The following is an 11,830-nucleotide window of genomic DNA, read 5'->3' on the forward strand; positions in this document are numbered from 1 at the left end:
TCAGGCCTCCTTCACGGCGGTGGTCTTGCCGGTCGTGGTCGCCCGGTGCGCGGCGCCCTCGCGGGCGGCACCACCCAGACCCGACAGGCTCGAGTTGGTCAGGAACTTGGACTTCGACGCGATCGCGACCAGCGGGTGCGTCACGAGGAACACGACGACGAGGTCGAGGACGGTCGACATGCCCAGGGTGAACGCGAAGCCCTTCACCTGGCCGACCGCGATGACGTACAGCACGGCGGCGGCGATGAAGCTGACCGCGTCGGCGGAGAGGATCGTGCGGCGGGAACGGACCCATGCGCGCGGCACGGCCGAACGGAACGTACGGCCCTCACGCACCTCGTCCTTCAATCGTTCGAAGAAGACGATGAACGAGTCGGCCGTGATACCGATGGCGACGATGAAGCCCGCGATGCCGGCGAGGTCGAGCGTGAAGCCGATGAGGCGGCCGAGCAGGACCAGCACGGCGTAGATGACGACCGCGGACAGGACCAGCGACAGGATCGTCAGGACGCCGAGCAGGCGGTAGTAGAACATGCAGTAGACGAAGACCAGCGCGAGACCGATGCCGCCGGCGATGAGACCCGCCTTGAGCGACTGCAGGCCGAGCGTCGGGGAGACCGTCTGCGCCTCGGACGCGTCGAAGGACAGCGGCAGCGCGCCGTACTTCAGCGTGTTCGCGAGGTTCTGGGCCTCCTTCAGCGTGAACTTGCCGCTGATCTCGGTCGAACCACCCGCGATGGCCGCCTGGATGGTCGGCGCGGACATGACCTCGCCGTCGAGCACGACCGCGACGGCCTGCTGGACGTTGGCCGCGGTGAACGCGCCCCACTTCGTGCCGCCCTCGGACTTGAAGTCGAGGTTGACGACGTAGCCGGTGCCGTTCGGGTTGTTGTTCGCGGCGGCGTTGCTGATGTCCTCACCGGTGAGGCGGGAGTAGTTCGTGTAGTCGTCGGCCTTGGTCTGGGTGTCCTCCTTGGGAGGGTTGACCGGGGCCAGCGTGTACTTGAACTCGCCCTTCTCGTCACAGGTGACGAGAGGCTTGTCGAGGTCGTCGTTGCCTCGCAGCGGGTCGGCCTTCGTGCAGTCGAGCAGGAGCGCGGCCTGCTGCAGGACCTGCGGGTCCGTGGACTGGCGCAGCGCCTTCGCCTCCTGGATCTCCTTCGCGACCCTCGGGTCGACGTTGGAGGGGGCGGACGGCGTGCTCGGCGCGGTGCTCGACGGCGCGGTGCTGCTCGACGGCGGGGCGCTGGAGGGCTGCGCGGCCAGGTTCGGCGCGGGACGGCCCTGCGGGGCACCACTCGACGGCGGCGGGCTGCCGGCGCTCTGGCTCGGCGGCGTCGACGGAGGCGTGCTCGCGTCACCGGACGGCGGAGTGCTCGCCTGGGTCTGCGGCACGGCGCCTGCCGGGACCGGCTGGCCGATGACCTTGCGGAACGCGAGGCGAGCGGTCTGGCCGAGGCCCTTCGCGCCTTCGCTGTCCGCGCCCGGGACCGTGATCACCAGGTTGTTGCCGTCTCGCACGACCTCGGCACCGGAGACGCCGAGACCGTTCACGCGGACCTCGATGAGGTCACGCGCCCGGTTGAGCGCTTCCTCGCTCGGCTGTGCGCCGTCTTCCTGACGAGCCGTCAGGGTGACGAGCGTGCCGCCCTGGAGGTCGATTCCGAGCTTGGGTTTGGCCGAACCGTTCCCGGTCAAGAACACCAGGGCGTAGAGCGCGACCACGATGAGGACAAAACTCGCCAGATATTTCGCAGGGCGAATTTGCCCGGCCGGAGGTGCCACGATCCGTCCGTCTCCTAGTAGCTATGGTTTCCGAGCGCGCAGCGTAACGCGCGCCGCGTGAGCTGCGCGTCACTACCTGGAGTTGGCGGTGTTCACAGTTGCCAACTCCAGGTGTCACGAGCCTGTCGGTTACTTCTTGGCGCTGTGGTCCAGGGGCTCGGCGACCTGTGCGGTGGTCGCGGGCACCTCTTCCTCCGCGTCGTCGGTCTTGTCCTCGATCACGGCCTCGTCGGTCTCGGCGACCTTCTCGCGGATGGCGGCACGCAGCCAGCGCGTGACGACCCCCTCGGAGATCTCGATGTCGATGGTGGTCTCGTGGCTCGCGTCGGCAACGGTGCCGTACAGGCCTGAGGTCGTCATCACCTTGTCGCCAGGGGCGAGCGAGTCCTGCAGGTTCTTCTGCTCGGCCATCGCCCGCTTCTGCTTGCGCGCGCTGAGGAACAGCGGCACCGCCAGCAGAACCAGAAGCAACGGGAACATCAAAGACGAAAGGTTGCCCATCATTCTCCGATCAAGTGGACATGCCTCGACGCACGTCCGATATGTCCAGGTGCTTTCACCGATTGTGCCAGGTCACCACAGTTGATCACCGGCGGGCGGTTCGAGTCCCAGGTGGTACCACGCGGCGGGTGTCGCCACTCGGCCGCGCGGTGTCCGGGCCAGCATGCCAGCCCGCACCAAATAGGGTTCGCACACCTCTTCCACGGTGGTCGGTTCCTCACCGACGGCGACCGCGAGGGTGGAGACGCCGACCGGGCCTCCGTTGAAGGTCTTGACCAGCGCGTTCAGCACCGCGCGGTCGAGCCGGTCGAGGCCGAGCTGGTCGACGTCGTAGACCTCGAGCGCCTGCTTCGCGATCTCCTCGGTGACCCTGCCGTCGGCCCTGACCTCGGCGAAGTCGCGGACGCGGCGCAGCAGCCGGTTCGCGATGCGGGGCGTGCCCCTGGACCGGCCGGCGATCTCGATGGCGGCGTCCTCGGCGATGTCGACGCCGAGGATCTTCGCGCTGCGCTTCACGATGAGGTCGAGCTCGTCGGCGCTGTAGAACTCCATGTGGCCGGTGAAGCCGAACCGGTCGCGCAGCGGGCCGGTCAGCGCACCGGACCTCGTGGTGGCCCCGACCAGCGTGAACGGCGCGATGTCGAGCGGGATGCTGGTCGCGCCGGGGCCCTTGCCGACCACGACGTCGACGCGGAAGTCCTCCATCGCGAGGTAGAGCATCTCCTCGGCGGGGCGGGCCATGCGGTGGATCTCGTCGATGAACAGCACGTCGCCCTCGACCAGGTTCGACAGCATCGCGGCCAGGTCGCCGGCGCGTTCCAGGGCCGGGCCGCTGGTGATGCGGATGGCCGCGCCGAGCTCCTTCGCGATGATCATGGCGAGGGAGGTCTTGCCCAGGCCGGGAGGGCCGCTGAGCAGGACGTGGTCCGGGGCCGTGCCGCGGCGCATCGCACCGTGCAGGACGAGCTCGAGCTGCTCGCGGACGCGCTGCTGGCCGACGAACTCGTGCAGGTCGGCCGGGCGCAGGCTGGTCTCGAGGTCGCGCTCGGCTGGCGCGACGTACGGGCTGAGCTCGTCCTCGGTCACTTGCGCCCCAGGGTCGCGAGCGCCCGGCGCAGGACGGCGGACGTGGACTGGTCGGGGTTCGCGGCGAGGACGCCGTCGACCGTGGCCTCCGCGGACTTGGCGGCGAAGCCGAGGCCGAGGAGCGCCTCGACGACGTGGTCACGCGTCTGGCTGTGCGCGGGCGTCGTGGGCGTGGGCAGCTGACCGACCTTGTCGCGCAACTCGATGATGAGGCGTTCCGCGCCCTTCTTGCCGATGCCCGGGACCTGCGTGAGCACGGTGATGTTGCCCTCGGCGAGCGCGTGGCGGAGCTTGTCCGGTTCGAGGACGGCGAGGGTCGCCAGGGCGATCCGCGGGCCGATGCCGCTGACGGTCTGGAGCAGGCTGAACAGCTCGCGGGCCTCGGCGTCGGCGAACCCGAACAGGGTGAGGCTGTCCTCGCGGACGATCAGGGTGGTGGCGAGGCTCGCCTCCTCGCCGCGGCGCAGGGTGGCGAGCGTGGTCGGCGTCATCTGGACGGCGAACCCTACGCCGCCCACCTCGACGACGGCGTGGTCTAGGCCGACGTGCTGCACCTGGCCGCGCAGTGACGAGATCACCTTTGTCCTCCGGACTTCACGCTCACGCAGGCGTCCCCTCGCGAAGGGGACCCCTTGATTTCATTCTTCCAGCCGACACCGACAATTTCGGCGCGCCCTGAAGCCGTCATGACCCGCTCCGCCGCGCCGCCTCGGCCAGCTTCGCCTTGTGCACGCGGGCGAGCTCGGCGGCGCGGGCCTGCGCCTCCTCCAGCCGGCTGCGCATCGGCGCGCGCCAGTGGTGGCAGATCGCGAGGGCCAGCGCGTCCGCCGCGTCGGCCGGCTTCGGCGCGACCTTCAGGCCGAGCAGCTTGGTCACCATGGCGGTCACCTGGGCCTTGTCCGCGCGGCCCGATCCCGTGACGGCGGCCTTCACCTCGGACGGCGTGTGGAACTCGACCGGCAGGTTTCGTTGCGCGGCGGCCAAAGCGACGACGCCCGACGCCTGCGCGACCCCCATCGCGGTGCTGACGTTGTGCTGTGCGAAGACCCGTTCGATGGCGACGACCTGTGGTTCGTAACGGTCCAGCCACACACATACGCCGTCGTACAGCTCGTGCAGGCGCACGGACAGCGGAGCGTCGACAGGTGTGCGCAGCACATCTACGGCCACGGCGCGCACGACCCGGCCCGGCCCGCCGTCCACGACGCCGAAGCCGCACCTGGTCAGACCGGGGTCGACCCCGAACACCCGCACAACAGCTCCCCGGATCGCCGAACGAACAACAGTTCGAACCATATCGGGTGCACCTATAGGTGACAGTCACCGACACGGTTCGACAAGCCTGCTCCGCCGTTACTACGGTGGTCGGGTTTCGATCACGGGAGTGACGGGTGAAGAGGTTCTGGGCCGTTGCGGGATGCGTCGGCGTCGTCATGGCGATCGCCATCCTCTCCGCCCTGGCCGCGCCCCGCGATATCGGTATCGCAATCGACAAGGTCGTGCAGCTCGTCTTCGCCGTCGCGGCGCTGATCGCCTACGCGCGGTCGCGGGACCGGTGGATGACGGCGGCGATGATCAGCCTCAGCATCGGGTTGTCCGCGTGGATCTGGGGCCAGCAGATCATGGGCGTGCAACTGCCGTCGTCCACGATCGCGCCGATCGGTTTCACGATGGTGCCGGTGCTCTGCCTGGCCGCCGTGATCGCGAAGGCGCAGAAGCGCCGTTCCGACGACCTGCTGCCGAACTCCCGCAGCCGCACGGTGATCGTGCTCGACGGGCTGATCGTGATCGGGTCGCTGTTCGTGCTGACGTGGGTGTCGGCGCTGGAGTCGCTGACCCGCGCGTGGGCCACCGAAGGCCCTGGGTTCGCCACGGTCATCGCACATCCCGCCGCGTACCTCGTGCTGCTCGTGGCGATCGTGGTGATGTCGTGGACGCATCAGGCCGTGCGTCAGTGGCCGATGCTCTTCGTGGCACTGGCCGGTATCGCGCAGTCGTCGTCGGGCTGGGTGTTCGCGTACTACATCTCCAAGGGCAACACGGCGATCCCGGCGACCGCGGACATCGGCTTCATGCTGTGCCCGGCGTTCTTCCTGCTGAGCGCGCTCGCCCCGGTGCGCAACCTCGACCCCACGCCCGGCCGCATGCGCATGGCCGACCTGCTGCACCTGCTCGTGCCGTACCTGCCACTCGCGATCACCGGGCTGTTCGTCAGCTGGAACACCGCGACGGGCGGGCGGCTCAACCCGGTCGAGATCTACGTCGGGCTTCTGGTCATGTGCCTCGTGATCGTGCGTCAGCTGTTCACGATGATGGACAACGTCCGGCTGATGGACCAGCTGCGCGTCTCTCGCGAACAGCTACGGCACGAGGCGACGCACGACCCGTTGACCGGCGTCGCGAACCGGTCGCTCTTCCGGGAACGGCTGGAGCGCGCGCTTTCAGACCGTGACCGCTCCACGCCGTTGGTCCTGCTGTTCATCGACGTGGACGGCTTCAAAGCGGTCAACGACAACAACGGACACGCCGAGGGCGACATGGTGCTCCGCAACGTCGCCGCACGGCTGGTGAACAGCGTGCGGCCGGAGGACACCGTGGCGCGGCTCGGCGGTGACGAGTTCGGTGTGCTGGTCGACGGCGGCGACGCCGACGAGATCGGCGACCGGCTGCTCAAGGTGCTGGGGCATCCGCATGAGGTCCACGGCCGGGTGCACCGGGTGCACGCCAGCATCGGTGTGGCGCAACGGCTCTCGTACGATCCCATGATCACCGCCGACGACGTGCTCGGGGCCGCGGACGCCGCGATGTACACGGCGAAGCGGCTCGGCAAAGGCATGGTCGTCGTGCACGGTTCACCGCTTCCGGAGATGACGTGACCCCTGAGCAGTTGATCAGCGACCTCGGCATGCAGGAACTGCCCGTCGAGGGCGGGTACTTCGCGCAGACGCACCGGTCCGCCGAGGCGTCCGCGATCGCGTACCTGTTGCGCCGCCCGGATTTCTCCGGCATGCACGTGCTGAAGCACCTGGAGATCTACCACTTCCACGCCGGGGCGCCGTTGCGGATGCTGCTGCTGCACCCGGACGGCGCGGCGACCGAGCCGGTGCTGAGCGCGTCGAACCCGCAGGTCGTGGTGCCCGCGGGTGTGTGGCAGGGCAGCACTCCGGCGGGCGACTGGTCGCTGGTCGGCACGGTGGTGGTGCCGCCGTACACCGACGACGTCGTGGAGTTCGGGCACGCGGACGACCTGTGCGCGCGTTATCCCTCACACGCTGCTCTCATTCGGCCCCTGTGCAGGTTCTAGCGTCTCTAAGATCCCCGGAATGGCGCTTGTCCCGCTCAACGGCATCGAGCTGAACGTCCAGACCGAGGGTTCCGGCGATCTCGTCGTGCTCGTGATGGGTACCGGCAGTCCCGGCAGGGTCTGGCGCTCGTACCAGGTACCCGCGCTGGTCAAGGCCGGGTACCGCGTCGCGTACTTCGACAACCGCGGCATCAGGCCGTCGTCCGAGTGCGCGGAGGGCTTCACGCTCGACGACATGGTCGCCGACACCGCCGCCGTGATCGAGCACCTGGGCGGCCCGGCGCACGTGATCGGCACGTCGCTGGGCGGCCGCATCACCCAGGAACTGGCGCTGACACGTCCGGCACTGGTGCGCTCGGCGGTGATGATGGCGACCGCAGGCCGGCCCGAACCGGTGTCGCAGGCCTGGTCGCAGGCGGTGTGCGACCTGCACGACAAGGGCGTCGAGATCCCGCTGCAGTTCTACGCGGTGGCGTCGGTGGTCAGGAACCTGTCGCAGACGACGCTGACCGACCCGGTCGTCGCCCGCGACTGGCTGCAGATGTACGAGTTCGCCGGCAACACGCTCGGCGCGGGCGAACGCATCCAGCTCGGCCTCGGCGAGTACGACACGCGCCTCGCGGCCTACCGCGACATCGCCGTGCGGTCGCTGGTCATCGGGTTCGCCGACGACGTCGTGCTGCCGCCGCGGTTGTCGCGCGAGGTGGCGGACGCGATCCCCGGCGCGCGGTACGCCGAGGTCGCGGGTGCCGGGCACGTCGGGTACCTGGAGCGGCCGGACGAGGTGAACCGGCTGCTGGTGGAGTTCCTGGGCGGCGCTTGATGGTGCGGGTGTCCCCGCACGAGCGGTGGCTGGAGATGGTGCGGGAACATCCGGAGCTGCACGAGTTCCTGTCCGGACTGCGTCTCGGCGAGGTGTTGTCCGGCACGGTCGCGGCGGTCGAGAACTTCGGGGTGTTCGTGCGGCTCGACGGCGGCCCCGCCCACCCGAGCTACCCCGGCGTCGGGTTCGTGACGATCCCGAACCTGTCCTGGCACCACGTCGACGACCTGTCCGACGTCGTGGCCGTCGGACAGCGCGTCAGCGGCAAGTTCCTCGAGTACGACACGTTGCAGATGGAGGCCCGGATGTCGTTGAGGGCGCTGCAGCCGGACCCCTTCCAGGCGTTCGCCGACGCCGTCACCGCCGGACAGGAGTTCCGCGGGCCCGTGACGATGCGAACCCCGATCGGGATGTTCGTTCTGCTCGCCGACGGCGTCGAGGGCCTGCTCCCCGATGTCGATCTCGCCGTCGGCGACGAGGTCTCCGTCGTCGTCACCGAGATCGACCGGGAGCGGCGCCGGGTGGTCCTGGCTAGCGGTCGAGGCTGAACTCGTCCGTCGTCTCCCCCTTCACCAGCAGGTCGACGCGGCCGCTGAGCACGTAGGTGCCGTGCGGTGTGCGGGCGGCCGTGGTCGGGGCGGTCTTCCAGTCCCGCTGGGACCTCACCTGCCACGTGCGGGTGTCCAGGAGCGTGACGGCGTTCTTGCCCGGCGCGGCCAGGCCGTTCGTCACGACCACCAGGCCCTGCGGGGTGAGGGCGAGGCCGTCCGCGCCCGGCAGTTTCGGTGCGGGCAGTTCCTCCACGTGGTTCTGCGTGACCTTCAGCAGGGTGCCGTCGGTGTAGTGGCCGGTGACCAGGAATCCCCTGGGGTCCCAGACGATTCCGTTGTTGCCGAACGACGCCCCGCCCAGCCGGGGGTCGCGGGCGAACGGTGTCACGGTGCCGTCGCGGCCGACCTTCCAGATCGTGTCGCCCAGCGTGCCGGTGACGTAGGCGTTGCCGCGCGGGTCGACGGCGACGTCGTTGGCCCCGCCGGGGATGTCGGCGTACTTCAGCGCGCGGCCGGTGCGCAGGTCGAAGATGCCGAGGCCGGACTGACCGGGTTCCGATCGTTCGCCGAAGCCGATGTCCCCGTAGGTGACCAGCAGCCGGCCGCCGTCCACCTGGAGACCGAACGTGGACACCATGTGGCTTCCGGTGACGAGCGGGCGGACCCGGCCGTTCGTGCCGACCAGCGACACCGTGCCGTGGCGCAGCGAGCTGACGAGGAACTGGCCGCGGCTCGGATCCCAGGCCACGCCCTCGGGGTGCAGCGACGGCGAGCGTGCCTCGATGTGCCTCGGCGTGGCGTGCGCCGTGCCCGTGAACAGCACCAGCACCGCCATGACGGCGAGCAGGACGCGCATTGCTTCCTCCAGTACGAGCACTGATGGTTATCAGAGTTCTGATACTCATCCATACTCTTATCACACTCCTATGCTGGAGGGATGCGCAGCGGTGATCGGATCGGCGGAGACATCAAGCGCGCCGAGCTTGACCTGGTGGCCGCGAAGTCGGCGGCCGTGAAGCCCGCGGGGCTGACCGTGCCGCAGTACGCGGCGCTGCTGGCCCTGAGCGAGCACCCCGGTGCGCCCGCGGCGACGCTCGCGCGGTTGTGCCTGACCACGCCTCAGACGATGACGACGATCCTGCAGAACCTGGTCGCGCTCGGCCTGGTGGAGCGCACGTCGAACCAGTGGCAGCGCAACGTCCTGGAGAACCGGCTGACCGAGGCGGGGCAGGCGAGGTTCCGCGAGGCGGACAAGGCCGCGGTGGCGGTGGAGCAGAGGCTGGCGGACGCGTTCACCGACGAGGAGCGCGCACAGTTGCGCGCGCTCCTGCAGCGGTGTTCGGACGTGCTCAGCGAGCGGTGACGAACTCGTAGGTCTCGTCGGCCATCCGGGCCAGGAAGCCGTCGCGGTCGAACGCCGGGTCGTCCTCCATCCCCGGTGGCGGCACGTGCACGAAGCCGAAGTGGCCCGCCTTCGGCACGACCCGCAGGTCCACCTCGGCCGGCGCGGACTTCACCACCTCGACCTCCGACGGCGGCACGAAGGTGTCCAGTTCGCCGACGTAGGCGAGGATCGGCGTCCGCACCGCGTCGAGTGCGCCGGGGGCCGCGAACCAGCCCGCGGGCGGGGTGTAGAGCACCAGGCGGCTGACTCGGGAATCCCTTGGCACGTCGAGGGGCTCGCCCTCCTTGCTCCACGGCGTCGCGCCCGCGAGGCACAACCCCGCCCAAGCGCCGATCGAGTGACCGATCACGGCCACCTCGGCGTCCGGGGCGACGTCGCGCAGGGCCTCCACCAGGCCGAGAGGGCGGGCCAGGTAGTCGTCCCAGGTGGCCTGCTGCGGGTGCAGGCGCGGGAACGACGGCGCGATGACCTGGTGGCCGCGGGCGGTGAAGTGGTCCAGCAGCGGGCGGTGCCGCTTTGGGTCACCGCCGCCGCCTACCGCGAAGAGCACGATCACGAACTACCCCCTCAGCGATGCGCCGCCTGGCCGGTGGGCCGCAGCAGGATCTCGTTCACGTCCACAGTGGATGGCTGGGACACGGCGTAGAGCACCGCCCTGCCAACGTCTTCCGGTGCCAGCTTCGGGTCATCCACACGCGACGGCGGAATGGCGTCGGTGTCGACGAGTCCTGGCTGCACCACCGTCACCCTGACCCCGGTTTCCACGGCTTCAGCGCGGATCGCCTGTGCCAGACCGGTGATCGCCCACTTCGTCGCCGAGTACAGGTTGCCGGGGCGGACGCCTCGGCCGGCCGCGGAGCCGGTCATCACCAGGTGGCCGCCGGAGCGGATCAGCGCGGGCATCGCGGCGCGGGCCGTGAAGGCCGGTCCGCAGACGTTCGTGACGACCATGTCCGTCCATTCGCGAGGCTCGGCGCCCGCCGAAGAGACGAACGACGTGTCCACCGAAACGCCCGCATTGGCGAAGACGACGTCGATCCGACCCCAGCGGGACTCCACGCGCGACATGAGATCCTGCACGGAATCCCAGGAAGAAACGTCGCATCGGGCGTCCCAGCCGCGATCACCGACAGATTCTTCGGCCGAACGGGAGGCCCTGACCACGCGATACCCCGCCTGGGCGGCCAGGGAGGCGGTCGCCGCCCCGATTCCGCGGGAAGCACCGGTCACCACGAAGACGTTTTCCATGATCCGGAACCCTAGTCAGGGAAACGTCAGTGCCGCCTGTTTTGATGTCGCCCATGACTTTGAACCGCAGGTCCGTGTTCGGGCTGGGAACCGTCGCGGCCGCGACGGCCGTGCTCGGCTCCAACGGTGCAGCACAAGCACAGGAAGACGCGGAGGTAGAGATCGAACGCTCCCCGGCGACGGCCGACCGGTCGCGCAAGCGCGTGGCCCAGATCTACAAGCGGCAGACCCGCAAGGCGAGGGGCAGCTGGTCGTCGCTGATCACGGTCGCCGACCTGGACGGCACGACGAAGCCCGCCGTCGACGAGAACGCGGACGTGGTCGTCGAGGCCTACAGCGTCAACAAGATCGCCGTCGCGGTCGCCGTGCTGGACAAGGTGGACCGCGGGCTGATCAGGCTCGACCAGACGGTCACCGTGTCGTCCGCCATCGTCATCCAGGACACCGACGGCATCTTCGCGCTCGACGGCGCGTACCCGAGCGAGGTCACGGTCGGCCACGCGCTCGCGAACCTGCTGACCGTGTCGGACAACACCGCGGTCCGCCTGTGCGGCCTGGTCGTGCCGGCGCTGGAGCTCAACGAGATCCTGCGGTCCAAGGGCTTCGTGCACACCCAGGTCGTCCCGGTCGCGAACCCGAACCGGTTCTTCCTCGGCACGACGACGGCGCGCGAGACGCACACGTTGCTGCAGAAACTGGTCGACGGCCAGCTGCTCTCGGCCGCGTCCACCGCGTACCTGCTCAACATCCTGCGCGCCACGGCGAGCTTCACCGACGGCGTGCGGCTCAACCTGACGACGAACGAGCGCCTGCGCGTCGCCACGAAGGCCGGTTGGTTCGAGGACGGCCGCAACGAGGCCGGGATCATGTTCAGCGCGGACAGCCGGGCGATCCTGATCTACTCGATGTTCGCGTCCGGCGAGTTCTCCGGCGACAAGGCCGTGAACGACGAGGACTTCAGCACCACGCACCCGGCCGTCGCGGCCCGCGCGGAGCTCGGACGGTCCATGTTCGACGCCGTCATCAAGATCACGACCACCCGCCCGAAGCACCGCGTGAAGGTCTACAGGTTCTTCAACGGCGGCTGAGTTGCTGAGATTTCTCTGAAACCCCGGCCAATCGGCACC

14 protein-coding genes are annotated in these 11,830 nt (G+C 69.3%); 6 read left to right on the forward strand and 8 right to left on the reverse strand.

Translation table 11 applies throughout. The features are described 5' to 3' along the window. The 5 genes from secD to ruvC form a co-directional block, all read right to left on the reverse strand. Entirely contained in the window at positions 1 to 1,785 is a 1,785-nt protein-coding gene (gene secD / locus LX88_RS36455; protein WP_258952319.1) for a protein translocase subunit SecD, read from the reverse strand. 129 nt (positions 1,786 to 1,914) lie between these two features. Beyond that, complete coding sequence (gene yajC / locus LX88_RS36460) at positions 1,915 to 2,265, reverse strand: preprotein translocase subunit YajC (protein WP_090072438.1); 351 nt, start codon at positions 2,263 to 2,265, stop codon at positions 1,915 to 1,917. 93 nt (positions 2,266 to 2,358) lie between these two features. Continuing rightward, entirely contained in the window at positions 2,359 to 3,372 is a 1,014-nt protein-coding gene (ruvB, locus tag LX88_RS36465) for a Holliday junction branch migration DNA helicase RuvB (RefSeq protein ID WP_258952320.1), read from the reverse strand. Continuing rightward, a complete protein-coding gene (gene ruvA, locus LX88_RS36470; protein WP_258952321.1) occupies positions 3,369 to 3,950 on the reverse strand; it encodes a Holliday junction branch migration protein RuvA in 582 nt (193 codons plus the stop codon). The genes ruvB and ruvA overlap by 4 nt, the downstream gene beginning before the upstream one ends. 106 nt (positions 3,951 to 4,056) lie before the next feature. Further along, a complete protein-coding gene (ruvC, locus tag LX88_RS36475) occupies positions 4,057 to 4,626 on the reverse strand; it encodes a crossover junction endodeoxyribonuclease RuvC (protein ID WP_170176625.1) in 570 nt (189 codons plus the stop codon). 137 nt (positions 4,627 to 4,763) lie between these two features. Between ruvC and LX88_RS36480 the strand changes: the two genes are divergently transcribed. The 4 genes from LX88_RS36480 to LX88_RS36495 are packed head-to-tail and all read left to right on the forward strand — an operon-like array spanning position 4,764 to position 8,047. Further along, the gene (locus LX88_RS36480) at positions 4,764 to 6,248 is read left to right on the forward strand and encodes a diguanylate cyclase domain-containing protein (RefSeq protein WP_258952322.1); all 1,485 of its coding nucleotides are present in this window, start codon (positions 4,764 to 4,766) and stop codon (positions 6,246 to 6,248) included. Next, positions 6,245 to 6,676 carry a cupin domain-containing protein gene (locus LX88_RS36485; protein WP_258952323.1) on the forward strand — a complete coding sequence of 144 codons (432 nt, stop codon included), beginning with the start codon at positions 6,245 to 6,247 and terminating at the stop codon, positions 6,674 to 6,676. The genes LX88_RS36480 and LX88_RS36485 overlap by 4 nt, the downstream gene beginning before the upstream one ends. A gap of 19 nt (positions 6,677 to 6,695) precedes the next feature. After that, complete coding sequence (locus LX88_RS36490) at positions 6,696 to 7,499, forward strand: alpha/beta fold hydrolase (protein ID WP_258952324.1); 804 nt, start codon at positions 6,696 to 6,698, stop codon at positions 7,497 to 7,499. Continuing rightward, positions 7,499 to 8,047: a S1 RNA-binding domain-containing protein gene (locus LX88_RS36495; RefSeq protein ID WP_258952325.1), complete on the forward strand. Its 549-nt coding sequence runs from the start codon at positions 7,499 to 7,501 to the stop codon at positions 8,045 to 8,047. Before LX88_RS36490 ends, LX88_RS36495 begins: the two co-directional genes overlap by 1 nt. Here the strand turns inward: LX88_RS36495 and LX88_RS36500 are convergent. Further along, positions 8,031 to 8,906 carry a hypothetical protein gene (locus tag LX88_RS36500; protein ID WP_258952326.1) on the reverse strand — a complete coding sequence of 292 codons (876 nt, stop codon included), beginning with the start codon at positions 8,904 to 8,906 and terminating at the stop codon, positions 8,031 to 8,033. The genes LX88_RS36495 and LX88_RS36500 overlap by 17 nt on opposite strands. Before the next feature lie 81 nt (positions 8,907 to 8,987). On the opposite strand from LX88_RS36500, the gene LX88_RS36505 reads away from it, so the two are divergent. Continuing rightward, positions 8,988 to 9,413 carry a MarR family winged helix-turn-helix transcriptional regulator gene (locus tag LX88_RS36505; protein WP_258952327.1) on the forward strand — a complete coding sequence of 142 codons (426 nt, stop codon included), beginning with the start codon at positions 8,988 to 8,990 and terminating at the stop codon, positions 9,411 to 9,413. On the opposite strand, the gene LX88_RS36510 is transcribed toward LX88_RS36505, so the two are convergent. Continuing rightward, complete coding sequence (locus tag LX88_RS36510; protein WP_258952328.1) at positions 9,400 to 10,011, reverse strand: alpha/beta hydrolase; 612 nt, start codon at positions 10,009 to 10,011, stop codon at positions 9,400 to 9,402. The genes LX88_RS36505 and LX88_RS36510 overlap by 14 nt on opposite strands. Positions 10,012 to 10,022: 11 nt before the next feature. Continuing rightward, complete coding sequence (locus tag LX88_RS36515; RefSeq protein ID WP_258952458.1) at positions 10,023 to 10,706, reverse strand: SDR family oxidoreductase; 684 nt, start codon at positions 10,704 to 10,706, stop codon at positions 10,023 to 10,025. 50 nt (positions 10,707 to 10,756) lie between these two features. On the opposite strand from LX88_RS36515, the gene LX88_RS36520 reads away from it, so the two are divergent. Next, positions 10,757 to 11,791 carry a serine hydrolase gene (locus tag LX88_RS36520; RefSeq protein WP_258952329.1) on the forward strand — a complete coding sequence of 345 codons (1,035 nt, stop codon included), beginning with the start codon at positions 10,757 to 10,759 and terminating at the stop codon, positions 11,789 to 11,791. The last annotated feature ends 39 nt before the right edge of the window (positions 11,792 to 11,830 follow it).

Origin of the sequence: Lentzea californiensis (assembly GCF_024648825.1) — a bacterium.
Classification (GTDB): domain Bacteria; phylum Actinomycetota; class Actinomycetes; order Mycobacteriales; family Pseudonocardiaceae; genus Lentzea; species Lentzea californiensis.